Source organism: Sphingomonas sp. DC5200-1 (genome assembly GCF_049897245.1).
Taxonomy (GTDB): domain Bacteria; phylum Pseudomonadota; class Alphaproteobacteria; order Sphingomonadales; family Sphingomonadaceae; genus Sphingomonas; species Sphingomonas aquatilis.
The window spans coordinates 22714-44725 of sequence record NZ_JAFCVW010000016.1 but is presented as its reverse complement, the minus strand read 5'-3'; the positions used below and the strand labels follow the sequence as shown (position 1 = coordinate 44725).

General features: G+C 66.8%; 24 protein-coding genes and 1 pseudogene. 22 read left to right on the top strand and 3 right to left on the bottom strand.

Translation table 11 applies throughout. The features are described from left to right. Nucleotides 1-68 precede the first annotated feature (68 nt). The 11 genes and pseudogenes from glyS (at nt 69) to ACP7A3_RS19755 (ending at nt 12801) form a co-directional block, all read left to right on the top strand. A complete protein-coding gene (gene glyS, locus ACP7A3_RS19805; protein WP_426256945.1) occupies nt 69-2432 on the top strand; it encodes a glycine--tRNA ligase subunit beta in 2364 nt (787 codons plus the stop codon). 104 nt (nt 2433-2536) lie between these two features. Then, nucleotides 2537-5194, top strand: coding sequence for a pyruvate, phosphate dikinase (gene ppdK, locus ACP7A3_RS19800; RefSeq protein ID WP_426256946.1), 2658 nt, complete (start codon nt 2537-2539; stop codon nt 5192-5194). A 184-nt stretch (nt 5195-5378) separates the two neighbouring features. Next, nucleotides 5379-6086 (top strand): CoA transferase subunit A, encoded by a 708-nt coding sequence (locus ACP7A3_RS19795; protein WP_078462295.1) that lies wholly within the window; start codon nt 5379-5381, stop codon nt 6084-6086. Next, complete coding sequence (locus ACP7A3_RS19790) at nt 6083-7027, top strand: HAD family acid phosphatase (protein WP_426256947.1); 945 nt, start codon at nt 6083-6085, stop codon at nt 7025-7027. The genes ACP7A3_RS19795 and ACP7A3_RS19790 overlap by 4 nt, the downstream gene beginning before the upstream one ends. Continuing rightward, nucleotides 7024-7341 (top strand): DUF5076 domain-containing protein, encoded by a 318-nt coding sequence (locus ACP7A3_RS19785; protein ID WP_020486446.1) that lies wholly within the window; start codon nt 7024-7026, stop codon nt 7339-7341. Before ACP7A3_RS19790 ends, ACP7A3_RS19785 begins: the two co-directional genes overlap by 4 nt. Further along, nucleotides 7341-7982: a CoA transferase subunit B gene (locus ACP7A3_RS19780; RefSeq protein WP_426256948.1), complete on the top strand. Its 642-nt coding sequence runs from the start codon at nt 7341-7343 to the stop codon at nt 7980-7982. Before ACP7A3_RS19785 ends, ACP7A3_RS19780 begins: the two co-directional genes overlap by 1 nt. A 38-nt stretch (nt 7983-8020) precedes the next feature. Next, complete coding sequence (locus ACP7A3_RS19775; RefSeq protein WP_426256949.1) at nt 8021-8908, top strand: alpha/beta hydrolase; 888 nt, start codon at nt 8021-8023, stop codon at nt 8906-8908. Then, a pseudogene (locus tag ACP7A3_RS19770) lies at nt 8905-9589 on the top strand (glutathione S-transferase family protein). The gene ACP7A3_RS19775 and the pseudogene ACP7A3_RS19770 overlap by 4 nt, the downstream one beginning before the upstream one ends. Nucleotides 9590-9661: 72 nt before the next feature. After that, a complete protein-coding gene (gene leuC, locus ACP7A3_RS19765) occupies nt 9662-11098 on the top strand; it encodes a 3-isopropylmalate dehydratase large subunit (protein ID WP_426256950.1) in 1437 nt (478 codons plus the stop codon). 112 nt (nt 11099-11210) lie between these two features. Then, complete coding sequence (gene leuD, locus ACP7A3_RS19760; RefSeq protein WP_426256951.1) at nt 11211-11840, top strand: 3-isopropylmalate dehydratase small subunit; 630 nt, start codon at nt 11211-11213, stop codon at nt 11838-11840. Beyond that, a complete protein-coding gene (locus tag ACP7A3_RS19755; protein ID WP_426256952.1) occupies nt 11803-12801 on the top strand; it encodes an NADPH:quinone oxidoreductase family protein in 999 nt (332 codons plus the stop codon). The genes leuD and ACP7A3_RS19755 overlap by 38 nt, the downstream gene beginning before the upstream one ends. Before the next feature lie 22 nt (nt 12802-12823). Here the strand turns inward: ACP7A3_RS19755 and ACP7A3_RS19750 are convergent, their stop codons facing one another. Next, on the bottom strand, nt 12824-12967 hold the full coding sequence (locus tag ACP7A3_RS19750) for a hypothetical protein (protein WP_017978328.1): 144 nt from the start codon (nt 12965-12967) through the stop codon (nt 12824-12826). A 213-nt stretch (nt 12968-13180) separates the two neighbouring features. Here ACP7A3_RS19750 and ACP7A3_RS19745 point away from each other — a divergent pair, with 213 nt between their 5' ends. From ACP7A3_RS19745 to nadA, 8 genes are all read left to right on the top strand, one after another. After that, nucleotides 13181-13504, top strand: a complete 324-nt coding sequence (locus tag ACP7A3_RS19745; RefSeq protein WP_426256953.1) for a DUF1476 domain-containing protein — start codon at nt 13181-13183, stop codon at nt 13502-13504. A gap of 8 nt (nt 13505-13512) precedes the next feature. Further along, nucleotides 13513-13743 carry a BolA family protein gene (locus ACP7A3_RS19740; RefSeq protein WP_020486447.1) on the top strand — a complete coding sequence of 77 codons (231 nt, stop codon included), beginning with the start codon at nt 13513-13515 and terminating at the stop codon, nt 13741-13743. Between the two features lie 11 nt (nt 13744-13754). Beyond that, nucleotides 13755-14081, top strand: coding sequence for a Grx4 family monothiol glutaredoxin (gene grxD, locus ACP7A3_RS19735; RefSeq protein ID WP_426256954.1), 327 nt, complete (start codon nt 13755-13757; stop codon nt 14079-14081). 438 nt (nt 14082-14519) lie between these two features. Then, nucleotides 14520-14888: a BlaI/MecI/CopY family transcriptional regulator gene (locus ACP7A3_RS19730; RefSeq protein WP_017978332.1), complete on the top strand. Its 369-nt coding sequence runs from the start codon at nt 14520-14522 to the stop codon at nt 14886-14888. Continuing rightward, complete coding sequence (locus tag ACP7A3_RS19725) at nt 14885-16534, top strand: M56 family metallopeptidase (protein WP_426256955.1); 1650 nt, start codon at nt 14885-14887, stop codon at nt 16532-16534. The genes ACP7A3_RS19730 and ACP7A3_RS19725 overlap by 4 nt, the downstream gene beginning before the upstream one ends. 99 nt (nt 16535-16633) lie before the next feature. Further along, nucleotides 16634-17491, top strand: coding sequence for an MBL fold metallo-hydrolase (locus ACP7A3_RS19720; RefSeq protein ID WP_426256956.1), 858 nt, complete (start codon nt 16634-16636; stop codon nt 17489-17491). Next, nucleotides 17473-18207 (top strand): DUF4230 domain-containing protein, encoded by a 735-nt coding sequence (locus ACP7A3_RS19715; RefSeq protein ID WP_018251083.1) that lies wholly within the window; start codon nt 17473-17475, stop codon nt 18205-18207. The genes ACP7A3_RS19720 and ACP7A3_RS19715 overlap by 19 nt, the downstream gene beginning before the upstream one ends. Before the next feature lie 45 nt (nt 18208-18252). Further along, on the top strand, nt 18253-19266 hold the full coding sequence (gene nadA, locus ACP7A3_RS19710; protein WP_294316079.1) for a quinolinate synthase NadA: 1014 nt from the start codon (nt 18253-18255) through the stop codon (nt 19264-19266). Between the two features lie 4 nt (nt 19267-19270). On the opposite strand, the gene ACP7A3_RS19705 is transcribed toward nadA, so the two are convergent. Continuing rightward, nucleotides 19271-19420: a hypothetical protein gene (locus tag ACP7A3_RS19705; protein ID WP_167509710.1), complete on the bottom strand. Its 150-nt coding sequence runs from the start codon at nt 19418-19420 to the stop codon at nt 19271-19273. A 73-nt stretch (nt 19421-19493) separates the two neighbouring features. Between ACP7A3_RS19705 and nadC the strand changes: the two genes are divergently transcribed. From nadC to ACP7A3_RS19690, 3 genes are all read left to right on the top strand, one after another. After that, nucleotides 19494-20339, top strand: a complete 846-nt coding sequence (gene nadC / locus ACP7A3_RS19700) for a carboxylating nicotinate-nucleotide diphosphorylase (protein WP_426256957.1) — start codon at nt 19494-19496, stop codon at nt 20337-20339. Between the two features lie 68 nt (nt 20340-20407). Beyond that, nucleotides 20408-20854: a hypothetical protein gene (locus tag ACP7A3_RS19695; RefSeq protein WP_017978339.1), complete on the top strand. Its 447-nt coding sequence runs from the start codon at nt 20408-20410 to the stop codon at nt 20852-20854. Beyond that, nucleotides 20851-21564, top strand: coding sequence for a ribonuclease T2 family protein (locus ACP7A3_RS19690; protein WP_426256958.1), 714 nt, complete (start codon nt 20851-20853; stop codon nt 21562-21564). Before ACP7A3_RS19695 ends, ACP7A3_RS19690 begins: the two co-directional genes overlap by 4 nt. Nucleotides 21565-21603: 39 nt before the next feature. Here ACP7A3_RS19690 and ACP7A3_RS19685 read toward each other — a convergent pair whose 3' ends face one another. After that, a complete protein-coding gene (locus ACP7A3_RS19685; RefSeq protein ID WP_426256959.1) occupies nt 21604-22008 on the bottom strand; it encodes a DUF4112 domain-containing protein in 405 nt (134 codons plus the stop codon). Between the last annotated feature and the right edge of the window lie 4 nt (nt 22009-22012).

Sequence of the window (22012 nt, the reverse complement as noted above, 5' to 3'; positions counted from 1 at the left end):
CGCGAACCAAATCCTCTTCGCGTCTTCGCGTCTTCGCGTGAATCAAACCTCTTCTTCGGCGCCGCCCAATGACCGACTTCCTCCTCGAACTCCGCTCCGAAGAAATCCCCGCGCGCATGCAGGACAAGACGCGGGAGGATCTCGCCCGCCTGTTCGCTGCCGAACTCGCCAAGGCCGGCCTCGCCGCCACCGAAACCGTCACCTACGCCACGCCGCGCCGCCTCGCGCTGATCGCGCGTGGCCTGCCGACCGAAACGCAGGCGGTCAGCGAAGAGCTGAAGGGTCCCAAGGCCAACGCCCCCGAACAGGCGCTCGCCGGCTTCCTGCGTAAGACGGGCCTGACGCGTGACCAGCTGACCGAGCGGGACGGCGTCCTCTACGCCATCACCGAAAAGCCCGGCCGCGCCACCGCCGCCGTCCTCGCCGAGGCGATCCCCGCGATCGTCCGCGCCTTCCCCTGGCCGAAGTCGATGCGCTGGGGCGCTGCCTCCGCCTCGACCGAATCGCTGCGCTGGGTCCGCCCGCTGCACGGTATCGTCGCGCTGCTCGGCGAAACCCTTGTGGAGGTCGAGATCGCCGGCATCCGTTCGGGCGTCGCCACCTACGGCCACCGCTTCCACCACCCGGGCCAGATCACCATCGGCTCGGCCGCGGATTACGTCGAAAAGCTGCGCGCCTGCCACGTCATCGTCGATCAGGACGAACGCTGCGCGCTGATCCGCACCCAAGCCACCGCGCTCGCCGCCGATGCGGGCCTGACCCTCGTCGAAGACGAAGGCCTCGTCGCCGAAAACGCCGGCCTCACCGAATGGCCCGTGCCGCTGCTCGGCCGTTTCGACGCCGACTTCCTCAGCGTGCCGCCCGAGGTGATCCAGCTCACCGCGCGCGTGAACCAGAAGTATTTCGTCTGTCGTTCGGCGGACGGCGCGCTCGCCAACGCCTTTGTCTGCACCGCCAATATTGAAGCGACCGACGGCGGCGCCAAGATCGTCGAGGGCAACCGCAAGGTCCTCGCCGCCCGCCTGTCGGACGCGCGCTTCTTCTACGACACCGATTTGAAGACCCCGCTCGAGGAACAGGCCGCAAAGCTCTCGAACATCGTCTTCCACGAAAAGCTCGGCACGGTGGCGGACAAGGTCGACCGCGTCGCCAAGCTGGCAAGGTGGTTGGTCGAAGAGGGTATCATCCAATCTCCCTCTCCCCTCGTGGGAGAGGGAAGGGGCCCGCTCGCGTCAGCGAGTGGGAAGGGTGAGGGGGACGCGGCAACTGTCGCGCCCCAAACTCCCCCTCACCCTTCCGCGCCTACGGCGCTCCCTCCCTCTCCCACAGGGGGAGAGGGAATGTCCCTCGCCGACATGGCCGAACGCGCCGCACGCCTCGCCAAGGCGGACCTCGTCACCGGCATGGTCGGCGAATTCCCCGAACTCCAGGGCCTGATGGGCGGCTATTACGCCGCCGCCCAAGGCGAACCCCGCGAAGTCGCCGACGCCATCCGCGACCACTACAAGCCGGTCGGGCAGGGCGACGACGTGCCGACTGCACCGGTTACGGTCGCGGTGTCGCTGGCGGACAAGCTGGATACCATAACAAGCTTTTTCAGCCAGGAGATGCTGCCAACTGGCTCCAAGGACCCGTTCGCCCTTCGCAGATCAGCCATTGGGATCATTCAGTTGATTGTGGCAGGAGGGCTCAGGCTTTCCTTGCAGTCAGTGATCGGTGAAGCGCTGAGGAATGTTTTTCAGCGTTACCAATCCGATGCGGGCATACGCACCGATCAACTCCTTGATCTGGTGAATAACAAGACCGGTTTGGTACTCGACGATGAAACCGTTGCGGACTTGTCTCGTACAATGTCAGCGCGAGTTGATATCGAAGGTCGCATGGTCAGAGGTGAGCTGCGACGCATTTTTCTCATTACAATTGACTTCTTCGCCGACCGCCTCAAGGTCCAGCAGCGCGAAGCCGGCGTCCGTCACGACCTGATCGACGCCGTGTTCGCGCTCGGCGGCGAGGACGACCTCGTCCGCCTGCTCGCCCGCGTTCACGCGTTGCAAGCTTTCGTCATCACCGACGACGGCGCCAACCTGCTCGCCGGCTACAAGCGCGCCGCGAACATCCTCAAGAAGGAAGCGTACACCCCGGATACCGAGGGGAATCCGAAAACGCTGTCCTACACGCCCGAAAAGGCAGAGGCTGATCTGATCGCCGCGCTCGACTCGGCCGAACCCGCCGCCGCGGCTGCGGTGGAGGCGGAAGATTTCGAGCGCGCGATGGCGGCCCTCGCATCGCTGCGCGCGCCGATCGATGCGTTCTTTGACAATGTGACCGTCAACGATGCCGATCCGGCGAAGCGCACCGCGCGCCTCGCGCTGCTCGCCCGCGTCCGCGCGGCGGTCCACACCGTCGCCGACTTTTCGAAAATCGAGGGGTAAAAACCAAACCCCCACGCCTATTCCACATCGTCCACTTCCGAACGTTCGGTATGCTCTTTCCTCCCCGGGGATCAGGCCAACACGTCAGCTCTTAAGGACCAGCGATGACCCAATACGTGTACCGTTTCGGTGGCGGAGTTTCGGACGGCGGAAAGGGCGACAAGAACCTGCTCGGCGGCAAGGGCGCGAACCTTGCCGAAATGGCGTCGATCGGCCTGCCCGTGCCCCCCGGCTTCACGATCAGCACCGCCATGTGTACGCGCTATTACGAAGAGGGCGAGCAATTCCCCCAATCGCTGCGGGACGAAGTGGCGCAGGGTATCGCCCATATCGAAGGGGTTACGGGCAAGAGCTTCGGCGACGCGTCAAATCCTTTGCTCGTGTCCGTCCGCTCCGGTGCGCGCGTCTCGATGCCCGGTATGATGGACACCGTCCTCAACCTCGGTCTCAACGACACGACCGTCGAGGGCCTTGCGATCAAGTCCGGCGACGAACGCTTCGCTTGGGACAGCTATCGCCGCTTCATCCAGATGTACGCGGACGTCGTGCTCGAACTCGACCATGGCGCGTTCGAGGAAGCGCTGGAGATCGCCAAGGAAGACAACGGCTTCACGCTCGATACCGAGCTGACCGCTAGCGATCTCAAGACGTTGGTCGCCGAATATAAGAGCCTGGTCGAGAAGGAATGGGGCAAGCCCTTCCCGCAGGACGTGCATGACCAATTGTGGGGCGCGGTGGGCGCGGTGTTCGGATCGTGGCAGTCGGAACGCGCCAAGGTCTATCGCCGCCTCAACGACATCCCCGCCGACTGGGGCACCGCGGTCAACGTCCAGGCGATGGTCTTCGGCAACATGGGCGACACGTCCGCCACCGGCGTCGCCTTCACCCGCGATCCCTCGACCGGCGCGAACGCTTATTACGGCGAATTCCTGATCAACGCGCAGGGTGAGGACGTCGTCGCCGGCATCCGCACGCCGCAATATCTCACCAGGACCGCCCGCGAAGAGGCCGGCGCCAAGCCCGCCTCGATGGAAGAGGCGATGCCGGAGGTGTATGCCGAGCTGGCGGCGGTCTTCGACCGGCTCGAAAAGCATTACCGCGACATGCAGGACATCGAGTTCACGGTCGAACAGGCCAAGCTCTGGATGCTCCAGACCCGCTCGGGCAAGCGCACCGCCAAGGCCGCGCTGAAGATCGCGGTCGACATGGCGAGCGAAGGGCTCATCACGCGGGAAGAGGCGATCCTGCGCGTCGATCCGATGGCGCTCGACCAATTGCTCCACCCGACGCTCGACCCCGACGCCCCGCGCGACGTGATCGCCAAGGGCCTGCCCGCCTCGCCGGGTGCCGCTTCGGGCGCGGTCGTGTTCGACGCCGACACCGCCGAAAAGCGCAAGGCGGCGGGCGACAAGGTCATCCTCGTTCGCGTCGAAACCAGCCCGGAGGATATCCACGGCATGCACGCCGCGGAGGGCATCCTCACCGCCCGCGGCGGCATGACCAGCCACGCCGCGGTCGTCGCGCGCGGCATGGGCCGGCCCTGCGTCTCGGGCGCCGGATCGCTGTCGATCTCGGCCAAGGACAAGGTGATGAAGGTCGCGGGGCGTGAGATCCGCGAAGGCGACGTCATCACGATCGACGGCGCCAGTGGCGAGGTGATGTTCGGCGCGGTCGCGACCGTGCAGCCCGAGCTTGCCGGCGACTTCGGCACGCTGATGGAATGGGCCGACGGGGTGCGCCGCCTGAAGGTGCGCGCCAATGCCGAAACCCCGCTCGACTGCCAGACCGCGCGCGATTTCGGCGCGGAAGGCGTCGGCCTGTGCCGCACCGAACATATGTTCTTCGACGCGGATCGCATCACCGCTGTGCGCCAGATGATCCTCGCCGACAGCGAAGCCGGTCGCCGTGCCGCGCTCGCCAAGCTGCTCCCCGCACAGCGCAGCGACTTCACCGCAATCTTCGAGGTGATGGCCGGCCTGCCGGTGACGGTGCGCCTGCTCGATCCGCCGCTGCATGAATTCCTGCCGCACGAGGAAAACGAGTTCGCCGAGGTCGCCGCAGCGGCCGACGTCGATGTGGAGGTGCTCAAGCGCCGCGCCGCCGAGCTGCACGAATTCAACCCGATGCTCGGCCATCGCGGCTGCCGGTTGGGCGTCACCTATCCCGAAATCTACGAAACGCAGGCGCGCGCGATCTTCGAAGCCGCGCTCGATGTCGCTGACAAGTCCGGCGCCGCGCCGATCCCCGAGGTCATGATCCCGCTCGTCGCCACCAAGCGCGAACTCGATCTGATGAAGGCGGTGGTCGATCAGGCGGCGCAGGCCGTGTTCGCAGAACGTGGCAAGACCATCGACTATCTTGTTGGAACGATGATCGAATTGCCGCGTGCCGCGCTGAAGGCAGGCGAGATCGCCGAAACGGGCGAATTCTTCTCCTTCGGCACCAACGACCTTACGCAGACGACGCTCGGCGTCAGCCGCGACGACGCCGCGCGCTTCCTCGGCGCCTATGTCGAAAAGGGCATCTACGCCAAGGACCCGTTCGTCAGCCTCGACGTCGATGGCGTCGGTGAGCTGGTCGAATTGGCGGCGGAGCGCGGGCGGAAAACGCGCCCCGGCATCAAGCTCGGCATCTGCGGCGAACACGGCGGCGACCCGGCGAGCATCGCCTTCTGCGAAAAGGTCGGCCTCGATTACGTCTCGGCCAGCCCCTATCGCGTGCCGATCGCCCGCCTCGCAGCGGCGCAAGCGGCGCTGAAGTAAACCTGTTCACGCCACCCCGGCCGAAGAGCCGGGGTCCCGCTTTTGCCCTGGCTAAGAGGAAGAAGCGGGACCCCGGGGCAAGCCGGGGTGACGGCCCCCACAACAAACCTGAAACCTCATTCAGGTTTGCTTGACCCCGCGCCGTCGGCCCCGCTATCGCCGCGGCAACGACAGGAGAGAGGCGTTGAAGAAGCTCTATCCCGATGCCGCCGCGGCCCTCGAAGGCCTGCTGCATGACGGCATGACGATCTGTGCAGGCGGCTTCGGCCTGTGCGGCATTCCCGAACGGCTGATTGACGCGATCCAAGCCTCGGGCGTCAAGGATCTGACGATCGCCAGCAATAACGCGGGCATCGATGGCGAAGGCCTCGGCAAGCTGCTGCGCAGCCGCCAGGTCAAGAAGATGATCTCTAGCTACGTCGGCGAGAACAAGGAGTTCGAACGCCAGTATCTCTCCGGCGAGCTGGAGGTGGAGTTCTGTCCGCAGGGCACGCTCGCCGAACGCTGCCGGGCAGGGGGCGCGGGCATCCCCGGCTTCTACACCAAAACCGGTGTCGGCACGCTGGTGGCCGAGGGCAAGGAGGTGAAGACCTTCGACGGTCAGGATTACATCCTCGAACGCGGCATCCGCGCCGACCTTAGCATCATCAAGGGCTGGAAAGCGGACGAAAGCGGCAACCTCATCTTCCGCAAGACGGCCCGCAACTTCAATCAGCCGATGGCGACCGCCGGCAAGATTTGCGTCGCCGAGGTCGAAGAGGTCGTGCCGGTCGGCAGCCTCGACCCCGATCACATCCATCTGCCCGGCATCTACGTGAAGCGGATGATCGTCGGCAGCCCTTACGACAAGAAGATCGAGTTCCGCACCGTCCGCGAGCGGGAGAGCGCATGATGCGCCGCCTGGTCCTCGCGCTAGCCACCACGGCGCTGCTGACGGCCTGTGGCGGGCGCGGCGAACGGGTGGCGACGCTGCCCGCGCCGGGGCAGACCTACACCGCCGACGGCAAGGTCGTGCAGATCACCCGGCTGAAGGCTTTGCCTGCGCCGGGCGCTGCCGTCGGCGCCGATACAGCCGTCGTCCCGCCGCAGTTCCAGTTCCTTTACGGCTCGGGCGAAGCACTGGCGCTCAGCCGGCAGGCGTTCCGCGCGCTCGTTTCCTACGCCACCTATCGCAAGGCGGCAGGCGATAGCGTCGTCCTCGCGCCCAATGCCACGCTCGCTACGCCAAGCTGGACCGCCTGCGCCGGCAAGCCGCGCGCGGCCGTGTTCGACGCGGACGAAACCGTGATCCTCAATCTCGGCGTCGAGGCGCTGGCGGCACGCGATCCCGCCGCCCCCTTCGATGCCGCTCAATGGGCGCGATGGGAGCGGACGGGCGCGAAGGCCGTCGTGGCGGCTCCCGGCGCGATCGAGGCCTTCGCCGCGCTGCGCGCCGCGAACATCGCGATCATCATCAACACCAATCGCGATGCCTCCACCGCGCCGGGCACGGTCGCCACGCTGAAGGCCGCCGGTCTCGGCGACTTCACGCCGGGGGACAATCTGTTCCTGCGCCAGGGCATCAACGGCAAGGACGCGCGCCGCGCCGCCATTGCCCAGCGCTATTGCGTCGTCGCGATGGCGGGCGATCAGCTCGGCGATTTCAGCGACCTGTTCGGTGCGATCGCCTCTCCGGCGGACCGTCGTCGCGCCACCGACGCGGGCGCGATCGGCGAGATGTGGGGCAATGGCTGGTTCGTCCTGCCCAATCCCGTCTACGGCACCGGGTTGAAGGGCGGCTTCGACGAGGTCTTCCCGGCCGACAAGCGCTGGGTCGACGGGGGCGCGCGATGAGCGACAAGCCCGTTCCGATGAACCTCGATCGCTACGCCGACATGATCGGCGGCAGCGCCGAATTCCTGCGCGTCTGGGCCAAGCAGGACGGCCCCGTCACTTGCTTCGTCAATCCGGTGCCGATCGGGCCGGATCCGTTCGCCTTCGGCCTCGCCATGGTCGATTGCGTCCGCCACGCCGCCAGGGCCTATGCCCGTGCGGTGAACATCGACGAGGAGGCAGCGCTCGCGCGCATCTGGGAAGGGCTGGATGCCGAGCGCGCTGCGCCCACGACCGATCCGATCTCCATCACCGCCAACAGGGATGTGCATTAATGGCTTGGGACCGCAATCAGATGGCGGCGCGCGCCGCGCAGGAACTGCGTGACGGCTATTACGTCAACCTCGGAATCGGCATCCCGACGCTGGTCGCGAACAACATCCCCGCCGGCATGACCGTGACGCTGCAGAGCGAGAACGGCATGCTCGGCATCGGGCCGTTCCCCTATGACGACGAGGTCGATCCCGATCTGATCAACGCCGGCAAGCAGACGATCAGCGAGCTGCCGCAAAGCGCCTATTTCGGCAGCGAACAGAGCTTCGCGATGATCCGCGGCGGGCATATCGACCTGACCGTTCTGGGTGCAATGGAGGTCAGCGAGGGCGGCGACATCGCCAACTGGATGATCCCCGGCAAGATGATCAAGGGCATGGGCGGCGCGATGGACCTCGTCGCCGGCGTCAAGCAGATCATCGTCGTGATGGATCACAATGCCAAGGATGGCAGCCCGAAGTTCATTCCCGCCTGCACGCTGCCGCTGACGGGCAAGAACGTCGTCGACATGATCGTCACCGACCTCGCCGTCTTCCGGCGGCCCGATCACGATTCGCGCTTCCGGCTGGTCGAACTCGCACCCGGCGTGACTGCCGACGAGGTCGCGGCGAAGACGACGGCCGCCTATCAGGTGGCGCTGTAACGATCGGCACGCTGCGCAAGGACGCCTGAGGAGGGACGATGCGCTGGCTGATCGGGATCGGGTTGATCGGGCTGATCGTCGGCATCCTCTACGCGACCGTGTCCGGGCCGCGATGGCTGAGTATAGCCGATGGCGTGATGGGCGGTGGCCGCGGGGTCGAGCGGGTCGCGGACGGCGTGCCGTTCGGGTCGCACGGGCAGACGCTCGACGTATGGCGACCCACCGGGGCAGCGAGCCGGCGGCCCGTCGTGATCTTCATCTATGGCGGCGGCTGGGTGAATGGCGACCGCGCCGCCTATGCCTTCGCCGCGCGGGCCTTCGCCAGGGCAGGGTTCGTCGTGGTGGTGCCCGATTATCGCAAGGTCCCGGGCGTGCGCTTCCCGGCTTTCGTTCAGGACGGCGCCGATGCGCTGCGCTGGGTGCATGACCATGTCGCGGAGTATGGCGGCGATGCGGGGCGGATCGCGGTCGCGGGCCATTCGGCCGGCGCCTATAATGCGGTGATGCTGGCGATCGACCCACGCTGGCTGCGCGACGTCGGGCTGGCGCCCGATACGATCAAGGCGGTGGTGGGGCTGTGCGGCCCGTACGACTTCTTCCCGTTCGATTCGAAACGATCGATCGACGCTTTCGCTGGCGTAGTTGACGGCCCCGCGACGCAGCCGATCCGCTATGCCCGCCCCGGATTGCCACCGATGCTGCTGGTGACGGGCAGCGCCGACACGCAGGTGAAGCCGCGCAACGCCATCGCATTGGCGCAGAGGCTGAAGGCAGCGGGTTCGCCGGTGGAACTGCGCGACTATAGTGGCCTCAGCCACGAGGACGTCGTCATGGCGCTCTCGGTGCCGTTCCGCGGCAAGGCCCCGGTGCTGCACGACAGCCTCGCGTTCCTGGATCGGATATTGGGGACGGGGAGGGTGAAATGAGCTACTCGTTGATCACCGCCAACCGCAATTATTCCAGCTGGTCGCTGCGGCCCTGGCTGTTGATGACGGCGCTTGGCATTCCGTTCGAGGATCGGATCGAACCCTTCGCGCAGGCCGATAATTGGCAGGCGTTCCGCGCCTTCTCGCCGACCGGTCAGGTGCCCGTCCTGATCGACGGTGACCGAACGATCTGGGACTCGCTGGGTATCGTGATGTATCTCGCCGATCGGCACGATGGTATCTGGCCGGCGCACGAGGATGCGCGCGCCTGGGCGCAGAGCGCGGTCGCGGAGATTCATGGCGGGTTCGCGGCGTTGCGCAACGAACGGACGATGAACGTCGGGGTGCGTGCCGATCTCAACCCGGGCTCTGCCGCTCTGGCGCGCGATGTCGCGCGGATTGCCGAGCTCTGGGGCGAGGGGCTTGCTCGCTTCGGCGGACCATGGCTGGCTGGCGGTGCCTTCACCGCGGTTGATGCCTTCTACGCGCCTGTCGCCTTCCGTGCCCGCACCTATGGCATCGACGTGGGGAAGGCGGCGCAGCGCTGGGTCGCTACGATCCTGGCGCATCCCGACGTCCTTCGCTGGGAAGCGGTGGCGCTGACAGAGAACTGGCGTGAGCAGGCGCATGAGGCAGGATATTCGCGCCTGCGGGACGATAACGGCGGACCATCGTAAATAGGCGATCGGTCCGGCAATAATCTGTCGCACAGCCTTTCGCCGACGCATCGTTTCGGTTAACGGGAGCGCCATCATGGCATCCCGACCACAGACCCTGTACGAAAAGATCTGGAACGCGCACGTCGTCGAAACGCGCGACGATGGCACGTGCCTGATCTACATCGACCGCCACCTCGTCCACGAGGTCACCAGCCCGCAGGCGTTCGAGGGGCTGCGCGCCGCCGGGCGCCGCGTCCGTCGCCCCGAGCTGACGTTGGCGGTGCCCGACCACAATCTGCCGACGACGCCGCGCGTCGATGCCAGCGGGCGCCTGATCCCGATCGCCGATCCCGAAAGCGCGCAGCAGCTCGACGCGCTCCGCCGCAACACCGCGGAGTTCGGCGTCGACTATATCGATGCGACCGCGGCGGAGCAGGGCATCGTCCATGTCGTTGGGCCGGAACTGGGCTTCACGCTGCCGGGCACGACGCTCGTCTGCGGCGACAGCCACACATCGACGCACGGGGCGCTCGGCGCGCTCGCCTTCGGGATCGGGACCAGCGAGGTCGAGCATGTCCTCGCCACGCAGACGCTGCTGCTCAGCCCGTCGAAGACGATGGAGGTCCGCGTCGACGGCACGCTCGGCTATGGCGTCAGCCCCAAGGACGTGATCCTCGCGATCATGGGCCGCGTCGGCGCGGCGGGCGGCACCGGCAATGTCTTTGAATATACCGGCGACGTCGTGCGCGATATGTCGATTGAGGGGCGGATGACGCTCGCCAATATGTCGATTGAGGGCGGTGCGCGTGCCGGCCTCGTCGCGCCGGACGACACGACCTTCGCCTATCTGAAGGGCCGGCCGATGGCGCCAAAGGGCGACGAGTGGGATCGGGCGGTGGCCTGGTGGCGCAGCCTCGCGACCGATGCCGGCGCGTGCTACGACAAGAGCGTCACCCTGCAGGCCAGTGAGATCGCACCGTCGCTCACCTGGGGTACGAGCCCCGAGGATGTCGTGCCGATCACCGGCGTTGTCCCCGAACCCGACAGCTTCGCCGATCCCGCCAAGCGCGAGGCGGCGCGACGCAGCCTCGACTATATGGGCCTGACGCCGGGCACCGCGATGCAGGACGTCGCGATCCAGCACGTCTTCATCGGCAGCTGCACCAACAGCCGGATCGAGGATCTGCGCGCCGCCGCGGCGGTGGCGGATGGACGCCGCGTCGCGGATGGCGTGCGCGCGATGGTCGTCCCCGGATCGGGGCTGGTCAAGCGACAGGCGGAGGCGGAGGGCCTCGACCGCGTGTTCGTCTCGGCGGGCTTCGAATGGCGCGAGCCGGGCTGTTCGATGTGCCTCGCGATGAACCCGGACAAGGTGCCGGCGGGCGAGCGCTGTGCCTCGACCTCCAATAGAAATTTCGTGGGACGTCAAGGACCTGGCGCGCGGACTCATTTGTTGTCGCCGGCAATGGCGGCTGCTGCCGCGGTGACGGGACGGCTCGCCGATGTGCGCGATGTGATGGGAGGACGATGATGAAGAAGGTTCTGGTGTTGCTCGTTGCCGGCGCGATGATGAGCGGTGTGGCCGCCTATGTCGCCGGTGCGCGTGTGCTCACCCATCCGGCCGCGACCCAGCGCTGACGCCGATGCAGCCCGTCACGACCGTCAGTGGCACCGCCTATCCCTGGGGTGCCAAGAATATCGACACCGACATCATCATCCCGGCGCATTGGCTCAAGACCATCACGCGCTCCGGACTGGGCCGGGGTGCGTTCGAAACGATACGCGCGCAGCCGGGTAACGTCTTCGACGATCCCCGCTATGCCGGCGCGCCGATCCTGATCGCCGGCGACAATTTCGGCTGCGGATCGAGCCGCGAACACGCCGCCTGGGCGCTCGCCGACATGGGCGTAAAAGCCGTCATCGCGCCCAGTTTCTCCGACATCTTTTCGGGCAACGCCTTCAAGAACGGCATCGTCCCCGTCGTCCTCCCCCAAGAGGCGGTCGACCGGCTCGTCGAGGTGGCGAAGGAGCAGCCGATTACCGTCGATCTCGAGACGATGACGGTCACGACCCCGTATCAGGATCGCTTCACCTTCGAACTCGACCCGTTTCGTCGCCGTTGCCTGATGGAGGGGCTGGACGAAGTCGGTCTGACACTGGCAAGAGATACCGCGATTTCGAAATTCGAAGGTGCGGTCGAGCAGAGCCGCCCCTGGATCGGGAGTAGGAGCGGGTATGCGAGCATTGCTGTCGACGGCGCCGGGCGGACCTGAAACTCTAGAGCTGACGGAATCGCCCGATCCAGTACCTGCCAAGGGGCAGGTCCTGGTCGCGGTGAAGGCCTGCGCGATCAACTATCCCGACGTCCTGATCATCGAGGACAAATATCAGTTCAAGCCGCAGCGCCCGTTTGCACCCGGTGGTGAGATCGCCGGTGTCATCGAGGCGCTGGGCGAGGGCGTCACCGACTGGCAGGTCGGCGATCGCGTGATGGGCGTGATCGGCCACGGCGGCCTTGCGAGCAAGATCGCCACCGAGCCGCAGCGCCTCTACCGTTTGCCCGAAGACCGCAGCTTCGCCGAGGGCGCGGCGCTGATCCTCACCTACGCCACCACCATCCATGCGCTGCTTGACCGCGGGCGCCTAGCGGAAGGGCAGTCGCTGCTCGTGCTTGGCGCGGCGGGTGGTGTCGGCCTCGCGGCGATCGAGCTGGGCAAGGCCTATGGTGCGCGGGTCGTCGCGGCGGTGTCGTCGGAGGAGAAGGCGGCGGCCGCCAAGGCTGCGGGCGCCGACGAGACAATCATCTATGGCCGCGCGCCGTTCGACAAGGAGCAGTCCAAGGCGCTCGCCGAACAGTTCAAGGCGGCGGGCGGCCGCGGCGGCTTCGATGTGATCTACGATCCGGTGGGCGGTGACTATGCCGAGCCGGCTCTGCGTTCGATCGCCTGGGAGGGGCGCTATCTGGTCGTCGGTTTCCCGGCGGGTATTCCGAAGCTGCCGCTCAATCTCACGCTGCTGAAGAGTTGCGATGTCTGCGGCGTGTTCTGGGGCGCGTTCGCCGCACGCGATCCGCAGGCGAATGCTGCGCATGTCGACACGCTGTTCCGTTTGTGGCGGGAGGGGCGCATCGCGCCGCGCGTCACGGAAACCTTTGCGTTCGAACGGGGTGGCGATGCGATCGCCAAGATGGCCGCACGCGGGGCGATCGGCAAACTGGTGGTCGAGGTCGGTTGACCTCGGCCACCGGGCGGGGCGGTTAGCGTACCGCGAATACGACAGCCAGGATCATCGCCCACAAAAACAGCGAGATCCCCGTGCCGATCATCACGCCGGTCAGCGGCGTGGCGCGGTGGTCGTGAGTGCCGGAATGCGTGCCGGCGGTGAGAGGCGCGTTGGTCATTGTCCTTCTCCAGCGGGTCGATCTTTGCGTCGTACCCTATATTCAATATCTCATAACCCGCTTAACGGTTCCATAACGTAGGCGTTACGTTTTACTTATTTTGCACGCCCCGTCGTGAGAGCTGATCGTGCGGCACAGCCGCGTGCGTTGCGCGGGCGGTCACCCGCTCCTATGTGGAGACCGAAACAGACCGCCCCGGGGGAAATGGCCGCGATGACGATGTTCGACGATCGGGAAAAGGCATTTGAGGGGCAGTTCGCCCGCGCCGAGGAAATGGCGTTTCGCATCACCGCGCGCCGCAACCGTCTGCTGGGCCAGTGGGCCGCGGAGCTGATGGGTTTGACGCCGGAGGAAACGGACTCCTATGCGAAGTCGGTCGTCCAGGCGGATTTCGAGGAAGCGGGCGATGAAGACGTCGTGCGCAAGTTGCTGGGCGACCTCACCGCCGCGCGTGTCGAAACCGACGATGCCACCGTGCGCCGCGCGCTCGCCGACAAGGCGATCGAAGCGCGTCGCCAGCTGATGCAGCCGGAGTAAGCACCGCGATGCCGATGGCCGCTGACGATATCGCCGCGCTGATCCGCGCCGCCATTCCCGATGCCGAGGTCGAGATCACCGATCTTGCCGGCGACGGAGACCATTATGCCGCACGCGTCGTGTCGGCGAGCTTCGCGGGCCTGCCGCTGCGCCAGCAGCATCAGGCGGTGTACGCGGCGCTCGGCGGCCGGATGGGCGGCGAACTCCATGCGCTGCAACTCAAAACCGCAGCAGCCTGAGGATAGAGACCATGACCGACGATACCCACGCCCGCATCGACGCCGTCGTTAAGAACAATGCGGTGGTGCTGTTCATGAAGGGCAGCCCGCTGTTCACGCAGTGCGGCTTTTCCAGCCGTGCGGTGGCGATCCTCGACCATCTCGGCGTCAGCTACGAAAGCGTCGATGTGCTGCAGGACCAGGCCATCCGTCAGGGCATCAAGGCCTATTCCGATTGGCCGACGATCCCGCAGCTCTATGCCGGCGGCGAGTTCATCGGCGGGTCGGACATCATGATGGAAATGTACGAAAGCGGCGAACTGGCGACGCTGCTGAAGGGCGAAGCCGCCGCGCAGTAAGCGCGGGCTTCGATGCCTGCCCGGCGAGATCGGGCATCGGGCGGGCGCCGTATGGCGTCCGCCTTTCTGTTTTTTGTGGCTGTTGTGCGCTTGGTTGGCTCGCGGTCTGGCGATCCGCTGAGGGAGGATCGGCCTCGCATGGCAAATCGGCCGGGTGCGGGTGGGCCGGTGCGTGATACGGTCCCGCGGCTGGCCCACCCTGCTGAAGCGTCGAACGCTCGGCTGCCCTGACATAAGCATCCGGCGTGCCAATCGTACCAACCAACGGGAATGGCTACACTTGGGTGGTTAACGCTGCGAGGCTCGCTGGCGCAGCTGTAAAATTCTTCGACAACGGCCACACGCCGGCGCCGCTCGCGGTTTGGAACCGCCACATGCCCTATTGACTACGCTCGTAATCGGAGCGATCACAGCTGTAGTCGATAGAGGAGCGTAACCGTGGCCGAACGAATCAGCGATGCCGAGCATGCGGTGATGGAGGTCCTGTGGGACGAATCGCCTCTCACCGCGCAGGACGTGGCGGAGCGGGTCGATCCGGCGCGGGGCTGGAGCGCCAATACGGTCAAGACACTGCTCGGCCGGCTGCTCGCCAAATCCGCAATCGCGCACCAGGAGGATGGCCGCCGGTATCTCTACCGCCCGATCGTCGCGCGCGACGATTACGTGTCGGGCGAATCGAAGCGGCTGATCGACCGTCTGTTCGGTGGCAAGCTGACCCCGCTCGTCGCCCACCTCGCCGAGCGCGATGAGTTGAGCGCGCAGGATATCGCCGAGATCGAGGCGCTGCTGAAGGACCTGAAACAATGAGCGCGCTGCTGCCCGGCGCGCCGTTCCTCGGCTGGCTTATCGAGGCGCTGGCCGCTTCCACGCTATTGATGGGGCTGGCGTTGCTGATCCGCCGTCCGGTTCGCGAGGCATTCGGACCGCAGATTGCCTATGCGCTGTGGGCCTTGCCACTGCTCCGCCTGCTACTGCCGCCCTTGCCGGCCGGCCTGCGGCAGGCGGCAGCCACCCCGCTCAGCCAGGCGAGCGAGACGATCACGATCATGGTCGTGGGGCAGGGCGCCACCGCGGTCGCGCCCGCCGTCGCGCCGATGGCCGAAGGTGCGCCGATCGCCTGGGGCCCGATCGTCGGTGGAACGCTGGCGCTGCTGTGGGGCGTGGGCGCGCTCGGCTTCCTGCTATGGCATCTCACCAGCCATACGCGCTTCTGTCGGCGCCTGCTCGGCACTGCGGCTCACGTGGAGGAGATGCGCGGCGTGCGTGTCATCGCCAGCGACGCGGCGCCCGGGCCGCTCGCCTTCGGTGTGCTCCGCCGCTACGTCGCCTTCCCGCTCGATTTCGCCGATCGCTACGATGCCGACGAGCGCGAACTCGCGCTGGAGCATGAGATCGGCCACCACCAGCGCGGCGATCTGATCGCCAACTGGATCGCCCTGGCGGTGCTCGCGCTCCACTGGTTCAATCCCGTCGCCTGGCGCGCCTTCCGCGCCTTCCGCGCCGATCAGGAGCTGGCCAACGACGCCCGCGTGCTCGCAGGCCGCTCCGCCATCGACCGTCACGCCTATGCCTGCGCCATCGTGAAGGCGGCGCACGGCGGGGCCGTGTCGGCCGCCTGCCACCTGCACACCATCGACGATCTGAAAGGGAGGATCCGTATGCTGACCACCATGCCGCGTTCGCGTCGGCGTCTCGCGACCGGGGGCGTGCTGATGTCCGCCGTCGTCCTTACCGGCCTTGGCCTCACCGCCTCGGGCACCAGTGCTGCCAAGGCGATCAGCGGCAAGGTGGGTGATACGATCGGCGTCGACCTGCAAGCCCAGCCGCCAGCACCGCCGGCCCCTCCCGTCGCGCCCGCGCACCCGGCACCCGCTACCGCGCCCGACGTGGCGGCGATCGCGGCCGTGCCGGCGCCTCCTCCGGCTCTCGAGGCGCCCGACGCGCCTGCCGCACCGCCCGTTCCCGCCGTTCCCGCAAAGGCGCGCCGCGTCGTGATTAAGACGGAGAAAGACGGCAAGACGGCGACCTTCACCTCCGACATGAACGGCCATTTCGATGACGCCGCGATCGAGAAGATGGTGGCCGACGCGCAGGCGAACACGCCCGAGGTGACGTCGCGCAACTGCACCGACGGCGTCGATGGCAACCCGCGCAAGTTCGTGATCCAGACGGTCAGGAACGGCAAGCGCGCGATGATCGTGTGCAACAATCGCATCGAGGCGGCATCGGCGTCCGCTGCAGCGGCCGGTGCCTATGCCACTGCCAAGGCGGGTGTGATGCTTCACTACAAGCGCGACGCGCTGCAGACAGCACTTGCCAGTGTCACCGCGACGCGCGCCAGCATCGCCAACAACGCCAGCATCCCGCCCGCCGACCGTGCCTCCGCCCTGAAGGATATCGACGACGCGCTGGTCGAGCTGCGCAACGAGATGGCGGATATCGGTAAGGACTGACGTCCCGATCCGATACCGGCCTCGAACCTCCCCGCGCACGGTCCCGCGTGGGGAGGTTTTGCTTGCGCCCGGGGCCACCGCACGCCACATCGATGGACAATGCCCGCGCATCCGACCGGAATCCCGATCCAGCTCGAGCCGCTCGTCACGCGCGTGCTCGCGCCCAATGCCTCGCCCTACACCTATAGCGGCACGCAGACGCACGTCGTCGGCACCACCGATCTCGCGATCATCGATCCAGGCCCCGACGATCCCGCGCATATCGCCGCCCTGCTGGATGTCGTCGCCGGCCGGCCGGTGACGGCGATCGTCATCACGCATCACCATCGCGATCACAGCCCCGCCAGCCGACCGCTCGCCGCGACCACCGGCGCACCCATCGTCGGCCCGCGCGCTTACCATGTCGCGGACGAAGCCCTGCCTTTGGACGCCGCCTTCGACGCCGATTACGCGCCCGATCGCGTGCTGGAGGAGGGCGACACCGTCAGCGGCGACGGCTGGACATTGCGCGCTATCGCGACGCCCGGCCATACCTCCAACCATCTCGCCTATGCGCTGCCCGAAAGCGGCGCGCTGTTTTCGGGCGACCATGTAATGGGCTGGGCGACCAGCGTCGTCTCGCCGCCCGATGGCGATATGGGCGACTATATGGCGAGCCTCGACAAGCTGATGGGTCGCGACGATCGCGTCTATTATCCCGGTCATGGCGAGGCGGTGGACAATCCGCAGCGGCTGGTGCGCGGAATGCTCGGCCATCGCAAGCAGCGCGAGGGGCAAATCCTGCGCCTGCTCCGCGAAGCCCCGATGGCCATCCCGGCGATGACCGCGCGCATGTACGTCGGGCTCGACCCGCGGCTGCTCGGCGCGGCGGAGCGATCAGTGCTCGCGCATCTGTACGACCTGCGCGATCGCGCACTGGTGGAGGAGGAAGGAGACACATGGCGGATCCGCGCGTGATCGATCCTGCAACGCCGCCGGCCCGCGGATCGATCGGATCGTTCCTGGGCAAGGCCGCGGGCGTCATCGTCCTGCTGGCGCTCGCCGTGCTGCTCGGCCTGTGGGCGATCCAGCGATATGTCGAACGGCGGCTCGCGCCCGATCCCACCACGGTCGCCAGCGCCAGCCTGCAGGGATTGCGCGAACAGAACCGGCTGTCGGCCTTTGCGGCGCGCTTCGTCGCGGTATCGACCTCGCGCCAGTCGCAGCTTGGCCTTTCGACCGAGAAGACGCTGATCATGCCGGGCACCGTCCGCTACGAAGTGGACCTCGCCAAGCTGACGCCCTCCGACGTCATTTGGGACGCTGGCACCAAGACGCTGTCGGTGCGCCTGCCGCCGGTGGAGATCGACGGGCCGCAGATCGATCTGGCGCAGCTGCGCGAATATGGCAGCGGCGGCATCCTGTCGCACGTCACTGATGCCGAGGCGCGACTCGATACGGCCAACCGGCGGGCCGGTCAGGCCGAACTGGTGCGGCAGGCGCGCGACGCCGCACCGATGAAGCTCGCTCGCGATGCGACGCGCCGGGCGGTGGAGACCAGCTTCGCCATGCCGCTGCGCGCGGCCGGGATCGACGCGCAGGTGAAGGTGCGCTTTGCCGACGATCCGACGCCATCCGGCGAGCGTTGGGACACCAGCCGGTCATTGCAGGAAGTTCTTGGCAACGCAGAGTGAGGCCCGGCGTTGAGCCCGGCGTGGGTATCGCCTAACGGGGGTGTCATGGAACTGACGACCAATCTGGCAGGGCTGGACCTGCGCGCCGAGATCGACCGCCTCCGCAAGGAGCGCAACGCCGTCATCCTCGCGCATTACTATCAAAAGCCCGAGTTGCAGGACCTGGCCGATTTCGTCGGTGACAGCCTCGACCTCAGCCGCAAGGCACAGGCGACCGATGCCGACGTCATCGCCTTTTGCGGCGTGCGCTTCATGGCCGAAACCGCGAAGATCCTCAGCCCCGACAAGACGGTCGTGCTGCCCGACATGGATGCCGGGTGCAGCCTGGAAGACAGCTGCCCGCCCGAACAATTCGCTGCCTTCCGCGCCGCGCATCCCGATCACATCGCGCTGACGTACATCAACTGCTCGACCGAGGTGAAGGCGCTCAGCGACATCATCGTCACCTCCTCATCCGCGGAAACGATCCTCGCCCAATTGCCGCGCGATCAGAAGATCATCTTCGGCCCCGACCGCAATCTCGGCGGCTACCTCCAGCGCAAGACCGGGCGCGAGCTATTGCTCTGGCCGGGCGTGTGCATCGTGCATGAGGCATTCAGCGAGACCGAGCTGCTGAAGCTCAAGGCGGAATATCCCGGCGCCCCCGTCGCGGCGCACCCCGAATGCCCCGCGGTGATCCTGGATCACGCCGATTACGTCGGTTCGACGCGCGGCATCCTGGAATATGCCAATGCGATGCCCGGCGACACGCTGATCGTCGCGACCGAGCCGCACATCATTCACCAGATGGAAAAGGCGATGCCGACCAAGCGCTTCATCGGTGCGCCGGGTGCGGACGGCAATTGCAACTGCAACATCTGCCCGTACATGGCGCTCAACACACTGGAAAAGCTGTATATCGCCCTGCGTGACCTCACGCCGCGCATCGAGATCGAGGAAGGGCTGCGGATCAAGGCGAAGAAGAGCCTGGATGCCATGCTGGCGCTCGCCTCGACCAGCGTGGGCAAGGGCGATCTGGGGCCGGCACCGGTGGCGCCGGTTCCCGTCACGGGGGACTGACGCGTCAGCGCGACGATGTCGGGGTCGACGCGCCGAGAAGTTCGTGCGCGGCACCGAGGTGGATCGCCACCATCGTCAGCTCCAGCGTATCGGCCAAGGCCAAAGCAGCCGCAAGTAACCGGCGCAATTCGGCCTCGTCAGCATCGTCATCCATCTGTCGCCCTCCCGTCCCCGTCACATGTGATCGCCGCTTTTTCCTTTCGGCCCCCCAATAGGATGATCCAGCCATGCGCTTCCGTCTGGACGGCTTCGACACCGACGCCTTCATCGCCGCCACCCTGGCGGAGGACTTGGGGGAGGCGGGCGATATCACCTCTGCCGCGGTGATCCCGGCAGAGGCGCGCTTCGCCGGCGTGATGGACACGCGCGAGCCGATCGTGGTCGCGGGGCTGGCGCTGGCAGAGGGCTTTTTTCGCGCGCTCGATCCGCAGGCGGTGATCACGCCGCTCGCGGCCGATGGCGATCGTGTGCCGGCCGGCACGGACCTGATGCGGATCGAGGGATCGGCGCGTGCGATGCTGACCGCCGAACGCTCGGCGCTCAACACCGTACAGCATCTGTCCGGCATCGCCACGCTGACCCGTCAGTACGTCGATGCGATCGCGGGTACGGGCGCGACCCTGCTCGATACGCGCAAGACGATCCCGGGGCTGCGCCGGCTCGAAAAATACGCCACGCGCGTTGGCGGGGCGCAGAACCATCGCATGGGTCTGTGGGATGCGGCGATGATCAAGGACAATCACGTCGCGGTCGCGGGCGGCATCGCCGCGGCGGTGCAGCGTGCAGTCGCAGCCGGGATCGAGCGGATCATCGTCGAGGTCGACTCGCTCGACCAGATCGCGCCTGCGCTGGACGGGGGTGCGACGCATCTGCTGCTCGACAATATGGCCCCCGATATGCTGCGCCAGGCGGTGGCGATGATCGGCGGCCGCGTGCCGACCGAGGCGTCGGGCGGCGTCCGTCTCGACACGATCCGCGCCATCGCGGAAACGGGCGTGACCTATATTTCGGTGGGGCGGCTGACCCAGTCGGCGCCGGCGGCGGATATCGGGCTGGATTTCGCGCTGCTGTGATCGTGGCGGCTTGCACGGCGCCGCTGCGCGGCTAGGCTGCCGCGCATCTGTTCTGCTTGGGGGCACCCATGATCAAACCACCGTCGATCGCGCGTTTCGAACAATTCTACTGGGCCTCGGTCATCCTCGGCCTGATCAACACCGCCCTCAACTGGAAGACCTCGCAGGCGCTGATTGCCGCCAATCCGGTCCTCGCCGGCGCCAGCTGGATCGTGCCGGTAACGCAAGTGATCGGCCTGATTATCGCCGTACTGCTCTGGTTCTTCATCGTCCGCCGGCCCAGCGTCGTGGCCAAGTGGATCCAGGTCGTATTCGCTGCTCTCGGCGCGTTCGGCATAGCCTCGGCGCTGTTCATGCTGGCGATGGGGCGTGTGCCGGTCACCATCCAGGTCGTGCTCGGGCTCGTGGCCAACATCCTCTACATCGCCGCCGCAGTGATGCTGTTCAAGCCGGACGCCAAGGAATGGCTGGGCGAGGGGCGCGACCCCGACGATATCGAGGCGCCGCGCGTATGATCGGCCGACTTCTGCTCGCCGCCACGGCGATCGCGGTGCCGGCCGCGGCTCAGGCGCAAAGCTATCGCTGCTCGGCCCCGACCCAGATCGATCGGCCGCGCCCCGATCTGGCCGACGCCCGCCAGCCGCAGCGGCTGCTGCCGATCGGCGGCTATACGCTGGCGATCACCTGGGCTCCGCAATTCTGCCACGAGCATGCGCGCGACGCCTCGGCCCGTTTCCAGTGCGGCAACGGCAATCGCTTCGGCTTCACGCTGCACGGCCTGTGGCCGGATGGCGTGGGCAAGGACTGGCCGCAATATTGCCAGGCGACACCGCTGCTGTCGCGAGAGGTGATCCAGCAGAACATCTGCTCGACGCCGTCGGCGCAGCTGCTCCAGCACGAATGGTCGAAGCACGGCACCTGCATGTCGGGCTATACGCCGGAGCGCTATTTCGCGCAGTCGACCGGCCTGTACGCGAAGCTGCGCTATCCTGACATGAACGCGCTGTCCCGCCGTCCGCTGACCGCGGGCAAGCTGGCGCAGGCGGTGGCGGATGCCAATCCCGGCCTCACCGCCGACATGATGCGGATCACCGCGAACCGTCGCGGCTGGCTGGACGAAATCTGGCTCTGCCTCGACAAGACGTTCCGCTATCAGCGCTGTCCGGCGCACCAGGGCGGACTGGCACCTAACGCCAGCGTGAAGATCTGGCGCGGCATGCGCTGATTTCGTCGCCGTCCGGGCCGGTACGCACCGGCCCGGCGGTCAGCCGATGATCGTCGCCGTCGCCGGGTGATGACGGTCCAGATGCTTGAGGATGATCCGCAGGTTGCGCGTGTTCGATCGGAAGAAGAAGTCGGGCACTGCGCCGACGAAGGGGATGAGGCCCAGCGCCCAGTCGATCCCGACATTGCCGAACATCCGCGCCATCTGCAGCTTCGACATGCCGAGGTTGCGCGCTTCCCAGACCAGCCACGACCCGATCAGCGCCGCGATCGTCGTCCCGACGACGGGCACGAGGTCGAGCAACACGTCCATGCCCACCTTGCGATTGGTGCCGGGCAGCGTGAACAGCCCCTCCATCACGCGCTCCATCGCTTCCAGGCGGATGCGGACCGATGCTGGGTCGCGCCCGGTCGGCAGCGTTGCGATCAGCGGACGCATGTCCATGGGA